Raw genomic sequence first — 20,029 nt, forward strand, 5'->3', positions numbered from 1 at the left:
CTGGAGAACCTCGGTCACCTGGGTGACCGTAACGACCACGACTCGCAGGGCCTGTTCCAGCAGCGCCCCTCCAGTGGTTGGGGCACGGTGGAGCAGATCACCGACCCCGAGTACTCCACCCTGGCGTTCCTCAAGGGTCTGAAGCAGGTCGACGGCTGGCAGGACATGCCGCTGACCAAGGCCGCCCAGACCGTCCAGGTGTCCGCCTACCCGGACCACTACGCCCAGTGGGAGCAGCAGGCCGCCGACCTGGTAGCCGAACACTGGAACAAGTAAGCGAGACAGGCCGGCACCCCGACGACGGGGTGCCGGCCTGCACGCGTACCCGATGGGTCAGGCCGGGGGCAGGACGAACGTCCACGTGGTGGTGGTCGTGCTGGCCGCGGCGCCGGTGGCGGTGAGCCCGCCGTAGCTGCCGGTCGGCACGCCGCTCGCCGAGTCGGCGAGCAGGCCGGTCACCCGGCCGCCGCCGGTCTGCGAGGTGTTGCTGCGCACCGCCACGCCGGACGGCGGGGTGAGCGCGGTGGAGGTGCTGTCGCCGTGCAGCCAGTACGACACGGCCCAGCTCTGCACGGCGGTCACCGGCACCGACGGGGTGATCCGGGTGGCGGTGCTCGCCGGGTCGGTGGCCCCGGCGAAGACCGGCGCGCCCGGTGCCACCCCCCGGTACGCGGCCAGCACCAGGTTGCCCTTCGCCTGACTGTCCAGTGTCACCCGGACCGCCGTGCCGGCGTCACCCGCGCTCGCGGTCTTCCACCAGGCGGTGGTGGTGGCGAAGCCGCCGTCGACGCGGTCGAGCCTGGTCCAGCCGGTCACCCCGGCCGGTTCACCGGTGCCGGTGTGCGTGTTCTGGCTGAGCAGGAGCAGCAGCGTGTCACCGGCCTGCACGCCGGCCGGAACGGTGACCGTGTGGCTGGTCCAGTTGGCGTTCGCGGTGGCCTGGCCGACGAACGAGATCCGCTGCGGTACGGGCGCGACAGTCACGTCGACGGTCGCGGTGCCGGTGGCGCCCCGGTCGTCGGTGACGGTGAGCGTGACCGGGTAGGTGCCGGCGGCCGCGTACGTGTGCGACGTGGTCGGCACGGAGGCCGTACCGGTGGTGTCCCCGTCGCCGAAGCTCCAGCTGTGGTCCTGGATCGCGCCGTCGGCGTCGGTGGAGGCCGCGCCGGAGAACGAGCACACCAGTCCGGAGCAGGTGGGCGTCACCGCTGCCACCGGCACCTGGTTGGCCGGGCCGCCCGATCCCTTCAGGATCTTCACGTAGTCGATGTCGCCGGCGAAGTAGTCGCAGGTGACCTTCGTACCGTCGCACTGGCTCTTGCCGCCGGCGGACAGCGGCCATGTGTTGGCGATGGTGCCGGTCGGCCCGTTCAGGCGGCTGGTCCGGACGCCGTCGACGTACATCTCCACGTACGCCGACGTGCGGTTGCAGGTGACCGTGTGCCACTGGCCGTCGGAGATCGGCACGTCCGTGTAGCCGGTGCGGGAGGCACCGTCCGCGCCCCGGAACAGGCACTTCGGTTTGCCGTTCGGGGCCTCGAACTTCCAGTAGCCGCCGGCCGTGTTGCCCTGTCCCTTCTGGAGGATGTTCCCGAAGGAGTACGTGGTCCGGTAGCGGATGGTCACCGAGAAGTCTCCGGCGTCCGGGTTGAAGTCGGTGCTGTGCGGCACCAGGTCGACGTGACCCGGGACGTACTCCTTGTCGGTGGGCAGGTGGGTGGCGAAGCGGTGGCCGGTCGCCCCGGCGTAGAGCGCGCCGGCGACCACCTCGCCGCCGATCGTGCCGTGGCGGCCGTTGCCGCTGTAGTCGGTCAGCACCGTCGACGACGCTGGCTCGTCCATGCTGAAGAACGCCACCGTCCGCGTCGCGGTGGCCTGCGCGGACGCGGCCGGGACCGTCACCCCGGCCGCCGCGACGACAGCCGCCACCCCCAACCGGACGGTTGTCCGCCGCCACCGTCCCCGCTCGATCGTGTGCATGTGACCGCCTCCTGCGTATCGGGCATCACAGTGACACGCGTGGTGGCGGCGGCTGAACAACCCGCACGGCGGAGCCGGGTGACCGATGTGGCCGGCACGAACAGTCCGGTGGGTTACGTCCGCCGATCGACCGGTGGCACCGGCGGGCGGGGAGGGTGACTCTCGGTGGGCGATACTGGGTTTGAACCAGTGACCTCTTCCGTGTCAAGGAAGCGCGCTCCCACTGCGCCAATCGCCCGGGCAATCGCGAGCGGACGACGGGATTCGAACCCGCGACCCTCACCTTGGCAAGGTGATGCGCTACCAGCTGCGCTACGTCCGCGTGCCGCCGGTTCGCGCCGGCGACGGGGTGAACTCTACCCGATGCCAAGATCGCTGTGCGGCAGGCCCCCGCCGCTCCCGGCGGGCGTGTGGTTGCGCTGTTCACCGCCGGGGTACTGAGGCCGGTGACAGCGCAACCATCCCCCGAAGGAGGCTGTCGTGGGTATCGGTACGAGCATTTTCCTGATCGCGGTCGGCGCGATCCTCACGTTCGCGCTCAACGCCAGCGTCGGCGGGATCGACCTCGACGTCGTCGGCTGGATCCTGATGGCGGCCGGCGTGCTCGGCCTCATCATGACGACGCTGGTCCGGGGCCGCCGTCGTCAGGTGGTCACCACCGACGCCGAGCAGCCGGTGGAGTACCGCCGGGTCGAGGAGCGCCGGGACGTCGCGCCGCCGATGTGACAGCACCCGGGGGCCGACGGAGCTGATCGGTCCCCGACCCGACGGGGGCGCCACACGGCGCCCCCGTCGGCGCGTGGCGGGGTCAGTCGCGCATCAGCTCGTTCAGCGCGTCGAAGTCGAGCCCGCCGGTGAGTGCGCCGTACGTCCCGGCGCCGAGCACCTCCGCCGCCGCCCGCTGGGCCACCGCGTACGCCACCTCGGCCACCGCCGGCCCGATGCTCACCCGGGCCACGCCGAGCCGGGCCAGCTCGGCGATCGGCGGCGCGCCCGGCCCGGCCAGCACGTTCAGCGGCGCCGGGATCGCCGCCGCCAGCGCGGCCACCGTCTCCGGCGCCACGGTTCCGGGTACGAAGATCCCGTCCGCGCCGGCCGCCAGGTACGCCTCGGCGCGCGCGACCGTCTCCGGTACGCCACCGGCCCCGCGCAGACAGGTGTCGACCCGCGCGTTGACGTACAGCGGGATGCCGGCGCGGTCGGCGGTGGCCCGGACCGCGGCGAGCCGGGCGACCTGCTCGTCGACCGGGCGCAGTGGTCCCCCGCCGTCGTGCCGGGAGTCCTCCACGTTGACGCCGACGGCCCCGGCGGCGAGCACCGCGGTGATCGTCTCGGCGACCTCGGCGGGGCTGTCGCCGTACCCGGATTCGATGTCGGCGGTGACCGGCACGCGGACCGCGTCGGCCACCCGGCGGATCACGTCGACGGCGGTGTCCCGGGCCAGCGCGTCACCGTCCGGGGCGCCGCGGCTCCACGCGACCCCGGCGCTCGTGGTCGCGACCGCCCGGGCGCCGGCCGCGGCGACGAGCCGGGCGCTCAGCGCGTCCCAGGCGTTGACCAGGATCAGTGGCTCACCGGGCAGGTGCAGGGCACGGAACTGCCGGGCTCGGGTTTGCTGATCGTCCACCGGGCCAGTCTGGGTGGGGTCGTCCGGTCACGGCAATGGCCAGCGGCGCGGTACTGGACTGGTCGATGACGACGAGAAAGGCCGTGTCGAATGATCGACACGGCCTTTCCGCTGGTGGGCGATACTGGGTTTGAACCAGTGACCTCTTCCGTGTCAAGGAAGCGCGCTCCCACTGCGCCAATCGCCCTCGTCCAATGCCGAGGTGGAGACGGGATTTGAACCCGTGTACACGGCTTTGCAGGCCGTTGCCTCGCCTCTCGGCCACTCCACCGAGGTTGCCCCCGAACTGCGTGGCGGCATCTCCGAGCGGACGACGGGATTCGAACCCGCGACCCTCACCTTGGCAAGGTGATGCGCTACCAGCTGCGCTACGTCCGCACGCCCCGGGTGTTATCCGGTGACGGATGAGAACTTTAGCCGAGCCCGGGAACGGTTGCCAAATCGGGGGCCGTTCCGGCGCGTCCCGATGTCGCCGACGCCGCAGCGCGCAGGCTTCCTAGGAGCCTGGGTGGATGCCCCCGCAGGCCCGCAGGCAGGGCCGCGACCTGCGGAATCCGCTCGGCGAGCCGAGTGTCCGGCATCCGACTGTCCCACCGCCGACCGGCCGCTTCGGTAACTCCCTGTGGTCATGAGGATGGGTTACCGTAACGCCGTGACGAGACGAGCCGCCGAGATCCGCCTGGACGCGCTATTGCGTACGGCCTGCGAGGTAATCGCGGAACGAGGGCTCGCCAACACCCGCACCGCGGACGTGGCCGAGGCCGCCGGGGTCAGCCAGGCGCTCGTCTTCTACCACTTCGCGACGAAGGACCGGCTGCTCGCGCAGGCCTTCGCGTACGCGGTCGAGCAGGATCTCGCCCGCCTCGACGCGGTACTGCGCTCCTCCGCCCCGCCGCTGGCGAAGATGCGGCGGATGCTGCGCCTCTACACGCCGACCGGCCGGGCCACCTCCTGGTCGATGAGGATCGACGGCTGGGCGGAGTCGCTGCGTACGCCCGAGTTGGAGAAGCTCTCCCGCCGCCTCGACCTGCGGTGGCGGCAGGACCTGGCCACGGTGATCACCGCCGGGGTCACCGAGGGCACGTTCGACTGCCCCGACCCGGCCGGCGCGGCCTGGCGGATCAGCGCGGTGATGGACGGACTGGCGGTCCAGATCGCGGTCCACGAGCGGGTGATCACCCGCCGGCAGATCGCCGAGTGGATCCGCCTGGTGGCCGCTCGGGAACTGGGCCTGGAACCCAGCCAGCTCGACTGACCGCCTGCTCCCCTCCACCCCGCCCCGCCCACCCCGCCCCGCCCGCCCTGACCCGCCGCCCTGGCCCGCCCTGGCCCGCCCGCCCTGGCCCGCCCGTACCGGTGATCAAGGGGTTTGCGTCCCCATCCCGGTCGGCAGAGAACGCAAACCCCTTGATCGACGGGGAGAGGCGACCGGGAGGGGAGACGGGGAGGGTCAGCCTGTGGGGGGCCGAGGCGGCGAGCGTCAGTGCCAGCCTGGGCGGGGGCGATCGAAGGAGGGGTCGGCGGACGGGCGCAGCAGGCGGCGCATCCGCAGCAGCAGACCGGCACCCAGGAACAGCAGCAGCCCGCCGAGCAGGAACGCGGCCTGCACGATGCCGAATCCGCCGCTGTCGGCCACCGGCCGCCCGGCCACGCCACCCGGCGCGGGCGGCTCCACCACCGTGGCGCCGGTCGGCTCGTCAGTGGCCGCCTCGCCGGGGCCTTCGGTCGACGGCTCGCCGGTCGGCGGCTCCGTGGGTTCCGCGCTGGTGGGTGCCGGCGTCGGAGCCTCCTCCCCCACCACCTCCCGGGAGGCGGTACGCCGGGCCAGCAGCCGCAACTGCGGGTCGTACGCCTCGGCGGCGAAACTCACCCGCCCGCGCCCGACGTCCTCGGCGAACGCCACCCGGTAGCGGGCGGTCACGGTACGGCCGGGGCAGAGCACACCCGGATCGAGTTGCCGGTCGGTGAGCCGGGCGGTGTCCTCCTCGGTGCGGATCTCCAGCGGGAACGAGCCGTTGTCCTCCACCCGGTCCACCTTCAACTGGTCCAGGCGCAGGCCCTGCACCCGCACCAGCATCGACCAGCGCACCTTGACACAGCCGCCCCCGTCCGAGCGGGACACCACGGCGGACAACGTCTCCACCCGGTTCCCGGCGGTGAACTCGTCCGGCAGACCGCTCAACTCGGTGGAGAAGGCCGCCGCCGCCCGCGCCGGCAGGGCTCCGCCGTACCCGGTCCCGGCCACGAACGTCAGCACCAGTCCGATCCGCAGCGCGTGCCGCCACCCGCTCACCACGCCTCCTCGCTCTCGGTCGTGTCCACAGACAACGCTAGGAGCGCGCCGGGCGGGCCGGTAGACGGGCGTGTTCGCATCCAACGCCACAACAGGGGGGCTGTTTCACCGACCGTGGTGAACCGGTCACGACCGCGCCGCGACACGCCCGGGATGCGGGTCCGGACACCCGGTGGGACACAATTCTCCGGTGTCCGAGCTGTCCGCCGCGTTCGTCCGGCTGCACGCCCGCCTCGCCCCGGTGGCGTTCGTCCCCGAGGTGCGGCTGCACCAGGCCGACGAGCCGATCGGCCTCTGGGAGCTGACCGAGGGTGAGTTCCGCAGCGCCCAGCCGCCACCGTTCTGGGCGTTCGCCTGGGCCGGCGGGCAGGGGTTGGCCCGCTACGTCACCGACCATCCGGAGCTGGTCGACGGCCGCCGGGTGCTGGACCTGGCCTCCGGTTCCGGCCTGGTCGCCATCGCCGCGGCCCGCGCCGGCGCCGCCGCCGTCCGGGCGGTCGAGGTGGACGAGCGGGCCGTCGCGGCCGTCGCGCTCAATGCCGAGGCCAACGGGGTACGCGTCGACGCCGAACTCGCCGACATCCTCGACTCCGACGCCGGTGACGCCGAGGTGGTGCTGGCCGGGGACGTCTTCTACAGCGAGGCGATGGCCCGCCGGATGCTGCGTTTCCTGCTCCGGGCCGCCCGTGCCGGCGCCCGGGTGCTGGTGGGCGACCCGGGCCGGGCGTTCCTGCCCCGCGAGCGGTTCCACGAGCTGGCCGCGTACGACGTGCCGGTGTCGGAGGCGCTGGAGAGCGTACGGGTGAAGCACACCACCGTGTGGGAGCTGGACCCGAACCCGCCCGGCGCCCGCCGCTAGCGTTACCGCGTGCTGTTCCGGGGCTGGGGGGAGTCCGTCGACGGGCCGTGGCCCGACGCGGCCACCGTGGTCGACCACGTCGGCGTGCCGCACGTGGTGGTGACCCGGCACGCGCTCGTACGCCGGGTGCTCACCGATCCGGTGACGTTCCGGCCGGACAACGCGCTCGACGCGGTCACCCCGATCCCGGTGGCCGCGCTGCGGGTGCTCGCCGGGCACCGGTTCCGGCTGCCGCCGACGCTGGCGAACAACGGCGGCGCCGGTCACCCGGAGATCCGCGGCATCGTCGCCGACGCGCTGCACCCGCACCGGGTGGACGCCCAGCGTCAGTGGCTGACCGGGCTGGTCCGGGAGCGGGTGGCCGGGCTGGCCGCGGCGCTGGACGCGGGCCGACCGGTCGACCTGTACGCGGGTCTCGCCGCCGACCTGCCGCTGCTGGTGCTGGCCCGGCTGGTGGAGCTGCCGGACGCCCCGGTCGGCGTGGTGAAGGACTTCGCCCGGGCCGCGCTTGAGTTGTTCTGGGCGCCGCTGGACTCCGCCCGGCAGCTCACGCTGGCCGCCGAGGTGGGCCGGTTCCACACCGTGCTGCGGGAGTTCGCCGCGACCGGGGGCGGGCTCGCCGCGCGGCTGCGCGAGGCCGGGCACTCCCCCGACGTGGTCGTCGGCGCGTTGTTCTTCCTGCTGGTCGCCGGGCAGGAGACCACCTCGCAGTTCCTCACCCTGCTGCTGCACCGGCTGTCCGGCGAACCGGCGGTACGGGCCGGGCTGCGCGCGGGCACGGTCGCCGTTGACGACGTGGTCGAGGAGGGACTGCGGCTGGAGCCGCCGATCGTCACCTGGCGGCGCGTGGCGGCAGTCGACACCACGCTCGGCGAGGTGCCGGTGGCGGCGGGCACCAGCGTGGTGGCCTGGCTGGCCCGTGCCGGTCGTGATCCGGCCGTGGTGGGCGCGCCGGGCGAGTTCCGCCCGGGGCAGCCCGGCTCGCGGCGGCACCTGGCGTTCGGCGCCGGGCCGCACCGCTGCGTCGGGGCGCAGCTCGCCCGGATGGAGGCCGCTGTGGTGGTCGCCGAGGCGGCAGCGCTGCTCGACGGCGTGACTGTGGTGCGACCGCCGTGGTGCCCGGACAACCTCACCTTCCGGATGCCGGACGCGTTCGTGGTCCGCCGCGGTTGAGCGCTGCGGGTGTTTGTTAACAAGGGGCCCTTCCTCTACCGGAGGCGTTAACAAGGGGCCCTTCCTTACGAAAGTCAGGGTGGGTGGCTGCCGTTCGACGGCGGTGCGGCACCCCCGTCGCCCCATAGCGTCGCCGCATGATCACACTTCGTGCGTTGACGAAACGGTTCGGCGACGTGACAGCCGTCGACGACCTGACCGTCGACATCCGCCCCGGGCAGGTCACCGGGTTCCTCGGCCCGAACGGCGCGGGCAAGTCCACCACCATGCGGATGGTGCTCGGCCTGGACCGCCCCACCGCCGGGCAGGCGCTGGTGAACGGCCGGGACTACCGGACGCTGCGGCACCCGCTGCACGAGGTCGGCGCGCTGCTCGACGCCACAGGCGTGCACCCGGCCCGCTCGGGTGTGGCGCACCTCCGGGCGATGGCGCGCAGCAACGGCGTACCGGCCCGCCGGGTGACCGAGGTGCTCGACCTGGTGGGCCTGGACGCCCGCGCCGCCGGCAAGCCGGGCCGGGCGCTGTCGCTGGGCATGGGTCAGCGCCTCGGCATCGCGGGCGCGCTGCTCGGCGACCCGCCGGTGCTGCTGCTCGACGAGCCGGTCAACGGGCTCGACCCGGACGGCGTGCGGTGGATCCGCGGGTTCACCCGCCGCCTCGCCGACGAGGGGCGCACCGTCCTCGTCTCCAGTCACCTGATGAGCGAGATGCAGCAGACCGCCGACCGGGTGGTGGTGCTGGGGCGCGGCCGGCTGGTGGCCGACGCGCCGCTGGCCGAGCTGATCGCCGCCCGGCCCGCCGCGTCGGTCCGGGTACGCGGGCCGGAGCCGGCCGCGCTCGCCGCCCTCGGCGACCGGCTGGCCGCCGAGGGCGCGACGGTCACCGCCGCCGACGGCGGGATGGCCGTCGCCGGCAGCACCGCCGGCCGGGTCGGCGACCTGGCGTACGAGATGGGGGTACGCCTGCACGAGCTGACCCCCGTCGCCCCCTCCCTGGAGGAGGCGTTCCTGGAGCTGACCGCCGACAGCGTGGAGTACGCCGCCGGCCCGACCGGAGGTGACACCCGATGACCGCACAGTCCACGCTCGACCCGGCCCGGCGGACCACCCGGCCCGCCCCGGCCGGACATCCGCTCGCCGGGGCGGTGGCCGCCGAGTGGACGAAGCTCTGGTCGGTCCGCTCCACGTGGTGGACGCTGCTCGCGGCGGTGCTGACCATGACGGCCACCAGCGTCCAGCTCGCCATCTACGCGCGCAACGGCAACACCGACGACGACCCGGCGAACGACTCGGGCGTGGTGGACGTCGGCGAGATCGTGGCCGGGTCGCTGGAGCTGACCCAGTACGTGGTGCTGGCGCTCGGCCTGTTCGCGATCACCAGCGAGTTCGCCACCGGCACGATCCGCACCACGCTGCGGTGCACCCCGTCGCGGGGACGGGTGCTGGCGGCCAAGGCGTCGGTGGTGGGCGCTGTGACGTTCGGCCTCGGGCTGCTGCTCGGCACCGTGGGCGCGGTGGTGGCCCGGCCGGTGCTGGGCGAGTGGGGCCGCGCCCCGCTGGGCGGCACGGTGGCCGACGTGGTCGCGTGCGCGGCGTACCTGGCGCTGGTCGGCGTGCTGGCGCTCGGCCTCGCGGCGGCGCTGCGCGGCGCGGTGCTGACGCTGACCGTGCTGTTCGCGCTGCTGATGATCGTGCCGCTGTCGTTGCAGGAGCCGGACATCACGGTGCTCACCCGGATCGCCGACGCGTTCCCCGGGGTGGCCGGCAACCACTTCCTCGCCGGGGACACCGAGCCGTACCCGGCGGCGGCAGGGCTGCTGCTGCTCGCCGCCTGGACCGCCACCGCGCTGGCGCTGGGCCGGTGGGCGCTGGCCCGGCGCGACGCCTGAGCGGGGCGGGGCTGGTCAGCCGGTGGGCGGGACCAGCCCCGCCTCGTACGCGAGGATCGCCGCCTGCACCCGGTTGCGCACGTCCAGCCGGGTGAAGATGCTGGTCAGGTAGCTCTTCACGGTGCCCTCGACCAGGTGCAGCCGGCGGGCGATCTCGGCGTTCGACAGCCCCGCGCCGACCAGCGCCAGCACGTCGCGTTCCCGGTCGGTGAGCCCGGCCAGCCGGTCCCGCGCGTACGGGCCACGGGCCAGCCGGCCGCCGCTCAACTCGATCACCCGGCGGGCCACCCGCGGCGACAGGTACGCCCCGCCGTCGGCCACCGCCCGCACCCCGGCCAGCAGTTCACGCGGGTCACCGGACTTGAGCAGGAACCCGGCGGCGCCGTGGCCGAGCGCGCGGGCGATCAGGTCGTCGTCGCCGAACGTGGTGAGCATGACAGCCGCCGTCTCCGGCACCAGCCGGCGGATCTGCGCGGCGGCGCTGAGCCCGTCGCCGCGGGGCATCCGGATGTCCAGCAGCGCCACCCGGGGCCGGTGCGCGCGGACCAGCTCGACCGCGGCCAGGCCGTCGCCCGCCTCGCCGACCACCTCGATGCCGGGGTCGGCGGCCAGGATCGCCCGGACCCCGGCCCGGACCAGTGCCTCATCGTCGGCGAGCACCACCCGCAGTGGACGCCCGTGGTCGTCGCTCATGATCCGATCCGCTCCTTGCTGACCAGCCGCCCGTCGGCGAAGCAGAGCCGCCAGGTCGCCTGGGCGAACGGGAAGTTGCCGTCGGTGTAGAACTCGCAGCCCGGCACCGCGCCGGTGGCGGGCGGGTCGGCCTGCCGCCGGGGCAGCCCGAGCGCGGCACGCGGCTCACCCAGGCGCAGCCGTTCGTAGCCGGCCCGGTCGAGCACCGCGCCGGCCGTGGCGAGCGGGTAGTAGACGCCCGCCAGCACCAGAGCCAGCCCGGCGGGCGCGCCGAACGCGACGAGCAGGCTGCGCCGCACCCGCCGCCGGGCCTCCCGCAGCCGCCGCTCCGCGTCCCCGTGTCCGTCCCGGCCGGGTACGCCGACGCGTCCGGGGTCGAGCGGGTCGATCTCCGCGAGGTCGTCGTCGCCGGGTCGCGGGGCGGTCGCCCCGGAACCGTCAGTCGGGCCGGTGACCGGCGGACCGGCGTCTGCGAGGGCCGACGTCCCGGAGGCCCGGATCGGGCCGGCGACCGATGAACCGGCGTCCGCGCGGCCGGGCAGCGGCGTGCCCGGACGGGCCGCGTCGGCGAGCGGGACGCGGGCGGTGACCGCCCAGCCGCCGTCGCGCGGGCCTGCGTCCAGGGTGCCGCCGGCGAGGCGTACCCGTTCGCGCAGCGCCAGCAACCCGGAGCCGTGCGACGGCGGGCCGGGCAGCGGACCGCCCGGTGGTGGCGCGTTCACCACCGCGACAGTCACCGCACCGGCCTCGCGTGTCACAGCGACGGTGACCGGGGCGCCGGGGGCGTAGCGGGCGGCGTTGGTGAGCGCCTCCCGGACCACCCGGTGCACGGCGTGCGCGGGCAGCGGCGGCAGGTCCGCCTCGTCGGCGCGCAGGTCGACAGTCATCCCGGCGTCGCGGGCGCCGTCGACCACGTCGGCGACCGTCTCCCCCGGCGGCCGCAGCGTGCGCTCCTCCCGCAGCACGCCGATCACCTCGTGCAGCCGTTCGGTGGCGGCGGCGACGCTCGCCCGCAGCTCACCGGCCGCCGCCCGGTACGCCGGGGACAGGTCCGGCGCCAGTTCCAGCGCGCCCGCCCGCAATGCGATGAGGCTCAGGTCGTGACCGAGCGAGTCGTGCATGTCCTGGGCGATGCGGGCCCGCTCGCGCAGGCGTACCCGTTCGACCTCGGCCCGGCGCTCGGCCCGCGCGTGCCGCAGCCCGGCGTCGGCGAGCGCGCGGTGCTGCCGCCGCAACCGGCCCAGCAGCCAGGGGAACACCCCGGCGAAGAGGAGCACCGAGGCGAGCAGGAACCAGGTGGACGGCTCGGTGCCGAGCAGCCCGAGGTTGAGCACCGAGCCGGTGACCGCGATGGCGGCGAAGACGGCGGCGGCCGGTGCGGCCCGGTCGCTGCGCCGTCCGGCGAGGTAGCCGAAGACCGGGATGGCGAACACCACGTTGCCGTCGACGAGCGAGCCGGCCACCACCGCGAGCACCGCGACCAGCGGCCACCGGCGGCCGATGCACACCGCCACGCCGAGCAGCGCCAGCGCGGCGGCCAGCGGCGGCAGCTCACCGATCTGCGGCGGGGTGAGCCGGCCGTACGCGACGGGTGCCACGAGTACGGCCCAGAGCAGCAGGTCACCGGCCCGGCGTTGGCGTTCGCGGGGTTCCACGGCGGTCACGCTACCCACGCCCGGCCGGGGCGGGCACCGACGAAAGTCAGGTCTCCTCGGCCCAGGCCCGCCAGTCGTCCAGCACGCCGTAGAGGGCTGGGGTGAGCCAGCCGGGCGCTGATCGGCGGAACACGCCCGGGTCCATCCCGCCCGCGCCGGCCGGCACCGCGCCGAGCAGGTTCGGCACCAGCTCGGACAGGTTCAGCCAGTGCACCAGTTCCGGCTCGGCCGGCCAGGCGCCGATCACCACACCGGCCGGGACGGCCCGCCGCTCCAGCGCCTCCAGCGTCAGCGCCGTGTGGTTGAGCGTGCCGAGCCCGGCCCGCGCCACCACCACCGCCGGCGCGCCGAGCGACACCGCCAGGTCGGCCACCGTCCACGGTTCGCCGGACGGGCGCAACCCCATCGGTACGAGCAGCCCGCCCGCGCCCTCGACGAGCACCAGGTCGTGCTTGTCCGCCTCCTCGCGGATCGCGTCGACGGCGCTGTACAGCTCCAGCGGCGGCAGCTCCGCCACCCGGGCCGCGGCCAGCGGGGCCAGCGGATCGGGGTAGCTGGCGAGCGTCCGGCCGGTGAGCGGGGCGGCCAGCCGGGTCACCGAGTCGACGTCGCCGGGCTCGCCTGTCGCCGTACCCGTCTGGCCCGGCTTGACCACGGCGACCCGCAGGCCGGCCGCCTGCGCGGCGGCGGCGACGGCGGCGGTCACCACCGTCTTGCCGACCTCGGTGTCGGTGCCGGTCACCAGCACCGGCCCGGTCCAGGCGTCGCCGAAGCTCATGGCGCACACTCCACGATCACGTCCAGCGCCCGGTCGAAGTCGGCCCGGTCCACGCCGGCGCTGACGGTGAGCCGCAGCCGGGACCGGCTGTCAGGGGTGGACGGGGGACGGAAACAGCCGACCGCGACCCCGCGGTCCCGGCAGGCGGCCGCCCAGGCGGTCGCCTCCTGCGGGCCGGGCGCGGTCACCGAGATCACCGCGCCGTCCGGGGCGGACACGGACAGCCCGGCCCCGCCGAGGCGGCGCACCGCCGCCGCGACCCGGTCGGCCAGTTCGGTGCGCAGCGCGTCACCGGTGCGGGCCAGCCGTACCGCGGCGTGCACCCCGGCCACCACCGCGGGCGGCGGCGCGGTGTCGAAGATGAAGGTGCGGCCGGTCTCCACCAGGTGGCGGACGAACTCGGCCGGCCCGGCGACCACGCCGCCGGCCCCGCCGAGCGCCTTGGACAGCGTCGCGGTGACCACCACGTCGGGCGCGCCGGCGAGCCCGGCGGCGGCGACCCCGCCGGCGCCGGCCGGGCCGGTGACGCCGAGCGCGTGCGCGTCGTCGACGAGCAGCAGCGCGCCGTGGCGGCGGGCCACCGCGTGCAGCTCGGCGAGGGGGGCCAGGTCGCCGTCGACGGAGAACACCGACTCGGTCACCACCACCGCCGGGCGGCCCGGCGCGGCGGCCAGCGCCGCGGCCACCGCGGCGACGTCGGCGTGCGGCGTCACGAGCGTCTCGGCGCCGGAGATCCGGCAGCCGTCGATCAGCGAGGCGTGGTTGTGGGCGTCGGAGACGAGCAGCGTACGCGGCTGCGTCAGCCCCCGGACGGCGGCGAGGTTGGCCAGGTAGCCGGAGGAGAACACGAGCGCCCGGTCGACGCCGAGCCAGTCGGCCAGGTCGTCCTCCAGCGCGTGGTGGGCGTCGGTGGACCCGCGCACCAGACGCGACCCGGTGGCGCCCAGCCCGTACGCGGACAGGGCCTCCGCCGCGGCGGCGGTGACCTCGGGGTGGGTGGCCAGGCCGAGGTAGTCGTTGCCGGCCAGGTCGACCACTGCGTCGTCGGCGGCCCGGGGGCGCAGCGTGCGGGTCAGCCCCGCCCGGGCCCGCAGCTCGGCGCGGCGGTCCAGGGCCGCCAGCCAGTCCGCCACCGTGCCGTCCCCTCCCGCCGACTCTCCCCGCCCCGCCGGGCGCTTCCGCGGGGCGAAGTTACCACCCGCGCCGAGGGTCCCGGCGTGGCGCGGTCCCGGCTCGCCGCAGGGCCGGCAGCGGCGGTTTCCCGCGCTCACGGTGGCCTGTTAGGTTACGAGCCATGCCAGAGATCCTCGACCAGGCCCGGGAGCGGGTGCTGGGCAACGGCGTCGGCCTCGACGAGGCCGGCATCCTCGCGGTGCTGAACCTTCCCGACGAGCACCTGCCCGCCGCTCTCCAGCTGGCCCACGAGGTCCGGATGCGCTGGTGCGGTCCGGAGGTCGAGGTCGAGGGCATCGTCTCGCTGAAGACCGGCGGCTGCCCGGAGGACTGCCACTTCTGCTCGCAGTCCGGCCTGTTCACCTCGCCGGTGCGCTCGGTCTGGCTGGACATTCCCGCGCTGGTCGAGGCCGCGAAGCAGACCGCCGCGACCGGGGCCACCGAGTTCTGCATCGTGGCCGCGGTGCGCGGCCCGGACGCCCGGCTGATGAAGCAGATGCGCGAGGGTGTGGCCGCCATCCGTGCCGCTGTCGACATCCAGGTCGCCGCGTCGCTCGGCATGCTCACCAAGGAGCAGGTCGACGAGCTGGTCGAGATGGGCGTGCACCGCTACAACCACAACCTGGAGACCTGCCGCTCCTACTTCCCGAACGTGGTCACCACGCACTCCTGGGAGGAGCGCTGGGAGACGCTGCGGATGGTCCGCGAGTCCGGCATGGAGGTCTGCTGCGGCGGCATCCTCGGCCTCGGCGAGACGGTCGAGCAGCGCGCCGAGTTCGCCGCCCAGCTCGCCGAGCTGGACCCGCACGAGGTTCCGCTGAACTTCCTCAACCCGCGCCCCGGCACGCCGCTCGGCGACCGCCCGGTGGTGGAGGGCAAGGACGCGCTGCGCGCCATCGCCGCGTTCCGGCTGGCCATGCCGCGCACCATCCTGCGGTACGCGGGCGGCCGCGAGCTCACCCTCGGTGACCTCGGTACCCGCGAGGGTCTGCTCGGCGGCATCAACGCGGTGATCGTCGGCAACTACCTGACCACGCTGGGCCGGCCCGCGACGGCCGACCTGGAGCTGCTGGAAGACCTGAAGATGCCGGTGAAGGCGCTCTCGGCGACCCTGTGAGGCAGCGGTGACCGAATCCTCCCCCGCCACGGCGGCCCTCCCGGCCGTGCGCTGGTGCGACAGGTGCGGCGAGTCGGTGGCGACCGGGCCGCACCCGGCGTGCGAGGCGGCCCGTGCCTGGGAGCCGCCGCGCTGGTGCGCGTCCTGCCGGCGGCGGATGAAGGTGCAGGTGGTACCGGCCGGGTGGTCGGCGGTCTGCGTCGAGCACGGCGAGCGGCGGGGCTGAGACGTGCTGCGGGGGCGCGCGGTGACGCTACGGCCGGTGACCGACGCCGACGTGCCCGCCCTGTCCGCGATCCGGGCCGCCCCTGAGGTGCGCCGCTGGTGGCGCGGCGGCGACGACCTGGCCGCGTCGGTGCGGGCCGACCTGGCCGACGACGCGCTGACGGTCTACGCCGTCGAGCACGACGGCCGGCTGGTCGGCGCGATCCAGTGGTACGCCGAGACCGACCCGGACTACCGCCACGCCAGCCTGGACGTCTTCCTCGACCCGGCGGTACGCGGCTCGGGGCTGGGCGGCGACGCGATCCGTACGCTGGTCCGGCACCTGGTCGACGAGTACGGCCACCACCGGTTCACCATCGACCCGGCGGCGGCGAACACGGCGGCGATCCGGGCGTACGCGAAGGTGGGGTTCCGCCCGGTGGGCATCATGCGGCGTTACGAGCGTGGAGCGGACGGGCGCTGGCACGACGCGCTGCTGATGGACCTGCTCGCCGAGGATCTGTCCGGCTGACCGCGCTCCTGCGGCGGGCGGCGCTCCTGCGGCGGGCGGCGGGCGGCGGGCGGCGGACCTTGGCGAGTTGTGGTTCGGACGGAACAAGAACTCGCCAAGATTGCGCCGTGCCCTGTGGACGGGGCGACGCCACCGCTTCGCGGCCGGGAGACTCGGGCGGGTGATGGGGTGGCTGCCCGCGCACGACGCGGGCCGGTTGGAGTGGCTGGCGTTCGACCAGGCGGGCGTGGTGACGTGGGCGCAGGCGACCGCGCTCCTCACCCCGGGCACGGTGCGGGGGTTGGTCCGTTCCGGTCGCTGGCGGTCGATCTGCCGCGGCATCCTGGTGACCGGCAACGGGCGGCTGACCTGGGACCAGCAGTTGTGGGTGGCGGTGCTCGCCGCCGGATCCGGGGCGGTGCTGGCCGGTGTCACCGCAGCCGGTGAGGCCGGTGTCCGAGGGTTGCGGCGGGAGCCGCTGCATGTGCTCGTTCCCGCCGGCCGCCACCCGCCCACGTTGCTACGCCGGCTCCCGCTCGACGTCACCGGTGTCGTGGTGCACCGGTCGTCGGTACTGCCGGACTCGCACCGGCAGGTCGCACGGCCTCCTCGCACGACGACCGCGCGGGCGGTGGTGGACGGCGCGGGCTGGGCCCGCTCCGACGACGAGGCCCGGTCGGTGCTGGCGGCGGCGTGTCAGCAGCGCCGGGTGTCACCGGAGGAGATCCTCGCCGTGCTCGATGTGCTCCCCCGGGCACCGCGACGCGAGCTGATCCGGCGAACGACAGCTGACATCGCCGGCGGGGCCGAGGCACTGTCCGAGCTGGACTTCCTGACGCTCTGCCGGCGGCATCGACTGCCGGTGCCGGACCTGCAGGAACGCCGCCGGGACCAGTCCGGCCGGCTCCGTTTCCTGGACGCGTACTGGCGGCGGTGGCGGCTGCACGTGGAGGTGGACGGCGCCCATCACATGGATGTCCGCCACTGGGCGGCGGACATGCAGCGGCAGAACGACGTCTGGACCGCCGGGGACCGGATCCTGCGGTTTCCCGCCTGGCTGCTCCGCAGCCGCCCCGACGAGGTCGCCGCCACCGTCCGCCGCGCTCTGATCGCGGCCGGCTGGAACGCAGAGATGTGAATCTTGGCGAGTTGTCGTTCACGGTGAACGACAACTCGCCAAGATCACCTCGGCGCCGGCTACGACGTCGTGCAGGCGGAGCCGTTCAGCGTGAAGGAGGTGGGCTTCGGGTTGGTGCCGGTGTGGGTGCCGTTGAAGCCGAAGCTCGTCGACGCCCCCGGCGCCAGCGTCCGGTTGTAGGACAGGTTCGACGCGGTCACCGCCGTGCCGGTCTGGGTCACGTTCGCCGACCAGGCCTGCCCGGCCTTCTGCCCGCTGCTGCCGAACGTGAACGCGAGCGTCCAGCCGTTGATCGTCGTGGTGCCGGTGTTGGTGACCGTGATGTTCGCGGTGAACCCGGTGTCCCAGGTGTTCGCCGTCCAGGTCACCGTACAGCCGCCGCCGGCCGGCGGGGCCGTGGTGGTCACCGTGACGCCGGGCGACGCCGGTGAGACGTTGCCGGCCGCGTCCACCGCCACCACCGTGAAGGTGTACGCGGTGGAGGCGGTCAGCCCGGTCACCGCCAGCGTGGTGCCGGTGGCGGTACCGACCAGGACGTTCCCGCCCCGGTAGACCCGGTACCCGGTCACGCCCACCGCGTCGGTGGACGGGCCCCAGGTCAGGGTCAGGCCGGTCGGGCCGACCGCCGAGGCGGTCGGCGTGCCGGGAGCGGTCGGCGCTGTGGTGTCCGGCGCCGGGGCGGCCGGCGTCGTGACGCTCACCGCAGCCGACGACGCGGACCGGTTGCCGGCGCCGTCGAGCGCACGCACGGTGAACTGGTACGTCCGCACCGGCACCAGCCCGGTCACGGCCAGGGTGGTGCCGGCCGAGACGGTGACGACCGGGTCGGCGCCGGCCGAGGTACGGGTCACCTCGTAGCCGGCCAGGCCGCTGCCGCCGGTGTCCGTGGAGGCGGCCCAGGTCAGCGTGAGCCCGCTCGACGTGACGGCGGACGCGGCGGGCGTGCCGGGCGCGGTCGGCGCGGTGGTGTCCGGGGTGGCCGGTCCGGGCTCCTCGCCCCAGACGCGTACGCCGCCGGAGTAGAGCGGCACCTTCCGGTTCGGCCCGGCGGTGGCCTGGTACGAGGGGTCGTTCGCCGGATCCCAGGTGCCGCCCTCCGGCACCCCGATCTTGAACTGGACCTCCATCCGGTGCTGCGACTGCCCGGCGGGCGCGATGGTGTGGCCGGTGCAGTCGACCTCGACGTACCAGATGTCGCCGGAGAACTGCTTCGCGGTCGACGGGGAGGGGCAGCCCTGGGTGTAACCGGGCGTGACCGTCACCGGGCCGGTGCCGTCGGGCCGGAAGAAGTACCGGAACTTGCCGGTGGTCAGCGCCCGGGCCGGGAACGCCGACTTGTTGTAGATGACCGCCTTGAGCCCGGTGGCGCGCGGCTCGGCCTGCATCACAGTGGTCTCCACGGTCAGCTCGTCCAGGTCGGGCGTCTCGGCGACCGGGAAGCCGGCGAGCGGGCTGCCGCCGTACTCGTTCGTCAGCCGGGCCAGCGCGGAGGTGAAGCCGGCGTTGTAGTCGGTGGCCACCTCGTTCATCACGTAGTCCGACCGGCTGTCGGTGTACGCGTCGTTGGCCGCCGACGGGCCGCCGACCAGGGCGCCGTGGAGCACGTGCCGGGTCTCGGTGGGCACGGTCTGGCTGTCCCACCAGGAGCCGTGTGCGGTGCGGTGGTGCGGGTTGCGCGGCGAGTTGGCGCCGAAGCCGATCTGGTAGCTGGAGTTGCGCGGGTTGTCGCCCAGCGCGTAGTTGATCTGCCGGACGGCGAAGTCGTGGTAGCGCGCCTTACGCGTGGCGTCGGTGGTCCTGTCGCTGTAGACGAGCGCGGCGAACGCGGTGTTGGAGGCGTACCGCAGCGCGCCCCAGGAGTCGAGCACCGCCATCCCGCCGGGCGAGTACGGCACCCGCTGCCCGTTGACGCCCACCGTCCAGTAGTCGAGCCACCGGTTGGCGTCGTCGACGTAGCGCTGCTTTCCGGTCAGGTTCGCCAGCAGCACGTACGCGCCGTACTGCTTGTTGTCCCAGGCGATGGTCCACTTGTAGGAGCGGGTGGTGGACTGCGGCTCGGTGCCGAGCTTGTCGTACTCGCTCTCGGCCTTGGCCAGGTACGCGGTGTCGCCGGTGGCCCGGTACAGCCAGATCGCGCCCCACACCAGTTCGTCCTGGTAGCCGCTCCACGACCGGTAGAAGCTCGTCGCGTCGGTGATGCACTCGTGGTAGTTCTTCCGCACGGTGTCGGCGAACGTGTAGAGCTGCCTGGCGTGGCCGAGCAGCTTGTCCGCGTAGGCCGCGTCGGTGGGCCGGAACACCATGGAGGAGGCGGCCATCGCGGCCGCCGTCTCCCCCGCCAGGTCCGCGCCGCCACAGCTCGCATCGATCTTGTACGCGGGCCGCGCCATCGGCATCACCTCGGCCGGACCCCACCACTTGTGGTCGTCGTCGCCCTTGCCGACCTGCCCGTAGAGGACGTTCGGGGCCGGGTGCGCCTTGACGAAGTAGTCGTTGACGAAGCGCAGGTTGTTCAGCAGGTGGGTGAGCTGGCCGGAGGCGGCGTACCCGTCGCGGTACTCGACCGCGCCCCACGCCAGCATGGTGGCGCTGAACGCCATCGGGAAGCCGAACTTCACGTGGTCGCCGGCGTCGTACCAGCCGCCGGTGAGGTCGACGCCGACGTCGGCGCCGTCGGTGAGCGCCGAGTCGCCCCGCCAGGAGACCCGGTTCCAGGAGGGCTTGCGACCCGACTGCTGCGCCTCGTAGAAGAACAGCGACTTCTGCAACGCCTCCGCGTAGTTGAACGCGGGTGCGGCCGGTGCGGCGGAGACGGACGCGGGTGTCGGGGCGGCGACGGCCGCGGCCAGGCCGACGGCCAGCGCGGCGCCGGTGGCGAACAGCCGGCGGAGCCGGGACCGGCCTCCGGGCGGCGGGATCGGACGGGGCATGGCGAGCTCC

The 20,029-nt window shown here is 74.4% G+C and carries 18 protein-coding genes, 5 tRNA genes and 1 pseudogene; 11 read left to right on the forward strand and 13 right to left on the reverse strand.

What is annotated here, in order from left to right; genetic code table 11:
• Positions 1-276 (forward strand): annotated as a pseudogene (locus GA0070215_RS08495) (hypothetical protein); the annotation flags it as partial.
• A 57-nt stretch (positions 277-333) separates the two neighbouring features.
• Here the strand turns inward: GA0070215_RS08495 and GA0070215_RS08500 are convergent.
• The 3 genes from GA0070215_RS08500 to GA0070215_RS08510 form a co-directional block, all read right to left on the reverse strand.
• The gene (locus GA0070215_RS08500; RefSeq protein WP_091043756.1) at positions 334-1,980 is read right to left on the reverse strand and encodes a PKD domain-containing protein; all 1,647 of its coding nucleotides are present in this window, start codon (positions 1,978-1,980) and stop codon (positions 334-336) included.
• Positions 1,981-2,146: 166 nt separating this feature from the next.
• Positions 2,147-2,218 (reverse strand) — tRNA-Val (locus tag GA0070215_RS08505).
• A gap of 11 nt (positions 2,219-2,229) precedes the next feature.
• Positions 2,230-2,302, reverse strand: a tRNA-Gly gene (locus tag GA0070215_RS08510).
• Positions 2,303-2,460: 158 nt separating this feature from the next.
• On the opposite strand from GA0070215_RS08510, the gene GA0070215_RS08515 reads away from it, so the two are divergent.
• Positions 2,461-2,706 (forward strand): DUF6458 family protein, encoded by a 246-nt coding sequence (locus GA0070215_RS08515; protein ID WP_018788446.1) that lies wholly within the window; start codon positions 2,461-2,463, stop codon positions 2,704-2,706.
• 82 nt (positions 2,707-2,788) lie between these two features.
• Here GA0070215_RS08515 and GA0070215_RS08520 read toward each other — a convergent pair whose 3' ends face one another.
• From GA0070215_RS08520 to GA0070215_RS08535, 4 genes are all read right to left on the reverse strand, one after another.
• A complete protein-coding gene (locus GA0070215_RS08520; RefSeq protein WP_091043760.1) occupies positions 2,789-3,607 on the reverse strand; it encodes an isocitrate lyase/PEP mutase family protein in 819 nt (272 codons plus the stop codon).
• A gap of 112 nt (positions 3,608-3,719) precedes the next feature.
• Positions 3,720-3,794 (reverse strand) — tRNA-Val (locus tag GA0070215_RS08525).
• 13 nt (positions 3,795-3,807) lie between these two features.
• A tRNA-Cys gene (locus GA0070215_RS08530) sits at positions 3,808-3,878 on the reverse strand.
• Positions 3,879-3,912: 34 nt separating this feature from the next.
• A tRNA-Gly gene (locus GA0070215_RS08535) sits at positions 3,913-3,985 on the reverse strand.
• A 274-nt stretch (positions 3,986-4,259) separates the two neighbouring features.
• Here GA0070215_RS08535 and GA0070215_RS08540 point away from each other — a divergent pair.
• A complete protein-coding gene (locus GA0070215_RS08540; RefSeq protein WP_167361497.1) occupies positions 4,260-4,862 on the forward strand; it encodes a TetR/AcrR family transcriptional regulator in 603 nt (200 codons plus the stop codon).
• A 225-nt stretch (positions 4,863-5,087) separates the two neighbouring features.
• Here GA0070215_RS08540 and GA0070215_RS08545 read toward each other — a convergent pair whose 3' ends face one another.
• Positions 5,088-5,900 carry a hypothetical protein gene (locus tag GA0070215_RS08545; RefSeq protein ID WP_091044281.1) on the reverse strand — a complete coding sequence of 271 codons (813 nt, stop codon included), beginning with the start codon at positions 5,898-5,900 and terminating at the stop codon, positions 5,088-5,090.
• Between the two features lie 190 nt (positions 5,901-6,090).
• Here GA0070215_RS08545 and GA0070215_RS08550 point away from each other — a divergent pair, with 190 nt between their 5' ends.
• From GA0070215_RS08550 to GA0070215_RS08565, 4 genes are all read left to right on the forward strand, one after another.
• Positions 6,091-6,759 (forward strand): class I SAM-dependent methyltransferase, encoded by a 669-nt coding sequence (locus tag GA0070215_RS08550; RefSeq protein WP_091043766.1) that lies wholly within the window; start codon positions 6,091-6,093, stop codon positions 6,757-6,759.
• A 9-nt stretch (positions 6,760-6,768) separates the two neighbouring features.
• Positions 6,769-7,932 carry a cytochrome P450 gene (locus GA0070215_RS08555; RefSeq protein ID WP_091043770.1) on the forward strand — a complete coding sequence of 388 codons (1,164 nt, stop codon included), beginning with the start codon at positions 6,769-6,771 and terminating at the stop codon, positions 7,930-7,932.
• Between the two features lie 137 nt (positions 7,933-8,069).
• Positions 8,070-9,002, forward strand: a complete 933-nt coding sequence (locus tag GA0070215_RS08560) for an ABC transporter ATP-binding protein (protein WP_091043774.1) — start codon at positions 8,070-8,072, stop codon at positions 9,000-9,002.
• A complete protein-coding gene (locus GA0070215_RS08565) occupies positions 8,999-9,820 on the forward strand; it encodes an ABC transporter permease (RefSeq protein WP_091043778.1) in 822 nt (273 codons plus the stop codon). The genes GA0070215_RS08560 and GA0070215_RS08565 overlap by 4 nt, the downstream gene beginning before the upstream one ends.
• Before the next feature lie 15 nt (positions 9,821-9,835).
• Here the strand turns inward: GA0070215_RS08565 and GA0070215_RS08570 are convergent, their stop codons facing one another.
• Genes GA0070215_RS08570 through GA0070215_RS08585 form a run of 4 tightly spaced genes read right to left on the reverse strand, consistent with a single transcriptional unit; the run spans position 9,836 to position 14,079 of the window.
• On the reverse strand, positions 9,836-10,513 hold the full coding sequence (locus tag GA0070215_RS08570; RefSeq protein WP_018788454.1) for a response regulator: 678 nt from the start codon (positions 10,511-10,513) through the stop codon (positions 9,836-9,838).
• Positions 10,510-12,168, reverse strand: coding sequence for a sensor histidine kinase (locus GA0070215_RS08575; RefSeq protein ID WP_244166921.1), 1,659 nt, complete (start codon positions 12,166-12,168; stop codon positions 10,510-10,512). The genes GA0070215_RS08570 and GA0070215_RS08575 overlap by 4 nt, the downstream gene beginning before the upstream one ends.
• Before the next feature lie 46 nt (positions 12,169-12,214).
• On the reverse strand, positions 12,215-12,946 hold the full coding sequence (bioD, locus tag GA0070215_RS08580; protein WP_018788456.1) for a dethiobiotin synthase: 732 nt from the start codon (positions 12,944-12,946) through the stop codon (positions 12,215-12,217).
• Positions 12,943-14,079: an 8-amino-7-oxononanoate synthase gene (locus tag GA0070215_RS08585; protein ID WP_091043786.1), complete on the reverse strand. Its 1,137-nt coding sequence runs from the start codon at positions 14,077-14,079 to the stop codon at positions 12,943-12,945. Before GA0070215_RS08585 ends, bioD begins: the two co-directional genes overlap by 4 nt.
• A 161-nt stretch (positions 14,080-14,240) precedes the next feature.
• Between GA0070215_RS08585 and bioB the strand changes: the two genes are divergently transcribed.
• The 4 genes from bioB (at position 14,241) to GA0070215_RS08605 (ending at position 17,089) form a co-directional block, all read left to right on the forward strand.
• Positions 14,241-15,236: a biotin synthase BioB gene (gene bioB / locus GA0070215_RS08590; RefSeq protein ID WP_018788458.1), complete on the forward strand. Its 996-nt coding sequence runs from the start codon at positions 14,241-14,243 to the stop codon at positions 15,234-15,236.
• A gap of 7 nt (positions 15,237-15,243) precedes the next feature.
• On the forward strand, positions 15,244-15,462 hold the full coding sequence (gene bsaP / locus GA0070215_RS08595) for a biotin synthase auxiliary protein BsaP (protein ID WP_018788459.1): 219 nt from the start codon (positions 15,244-15,246) through the stop codon (positions 15,460-15,462).
• 3 nt (positions 15,463-15,465) lie between these two features.
• Positions 15,466-15,972: a GNAT family N-acetyltransferase gene (locus GA0070215_RS08600; protein ID WP_091043789.1), complete on the forward strand. Its 507-nt coding sequence runs from the start codon at positions 15,466-15,468 to the stop codon at positions 15,970-15,972.
• A gap of 163 nt (positions 15,973-16,135) precedes the next feature.
• Positions 16,136-17,089: a PDDEXK family nuclease gene (locus GA0070215_RS08605; RefSeq protein WP_018788461.1), complete on the forward strand. Its 954-nt coding sequence runs from the start codon at positions 16,136-16,138 to the stop codon at positions 17,087-17,089.
• Between the two features lie 59 nt (positions 17,090-17,148).
• On the opposite strand, the gene GA0070215_RS08610 is transcribed toward GA0070215_RS08605, so the two are convergent.
• Positions 17,149-20,019, reverse strand: a complete 2,871-nt coding sequence (locus GA0070215_RS08610; RefSeq protein ID WP_091043792.1) for a glycoside hydrolase family 9 protein — start codon at positions 20,017-20,019, stop codon at positions 17,149-17,151.
• Between the last annotated feature and the right edge of the window lie 10 nt (positions 20,020-20,029).

The organism is Micromonospora marina, assembly GCF_900091565.1.
Lineage (GTDB): Bacteria > Actinomycetota > Actinomycetes > Mycobacteriales > Micromonosporaceae > Micromonospora > Micromonospora marina.

What these genes read in the sequence shown, in the direction of transcription:
- GA0070215_RS08500 (WP_091043756.1), bottom strand. Translation starts at nt 1,980, where the DNA reads ATGCACACGATCGAGCGGGGACGGTGGCGGCGGACAACCGTCCGGTTG.
- GA0070215_RS08560 (WP_091043774.1), top strand. Translation starts at nt 8,070, where the DNA reads ATGATCACACTTCGTGCGTTGACGAAACGGTTCGGCGACGTGACAGCC.
- GA0070215_RS08565 (WP_091043778.1), top strand. Translation starts at nt 8,999, where the DNA reads ATGACCGCACAGTCCACGCTCGACCCGGCCCGGCGGACCACCCGGCCC.
- GA0070215_RS08570 (WP_018788454.1), bottom strand. Translation starts at nt 10,513, where the DNA reads ATGAGCGACGACCACGGGCGTCCACTGCGGGTGGTGCTCGCCGACGAT.
- bioD (WP_018788456.1), bottom strand. Translation starts at nt 12,946, where the DNA reads ATGAGCTTCGGCGACGCCTGGACCGGGCCGGTGCTGGTGACCGGCACC.
- bioB (WP_018788458.1), top strand. Translation starts at nt 14,241, where the DNA reads ATGCCAGAGATCCTCGACCAGGCCCGGGAGCGGGTGCTGGGCAACGGC.
- GA0070215_RS08605 (WP_018788461.1), top strand. Translation starts at nt 16,136, where the DNA reads ATGGGGTGGCTGCCCGCGCACGACGCGGGCCGGTTGGAGTGGCTGGCG.
- GA0070215_RS08610 (WP_091043792.1), bottom strand. Translation starts at nt 20,019, where the DNA reads ATGCCCCGTCCGATCCCGCCGCCCGGAGGCCGGTCCCGGCTCCGCCGG.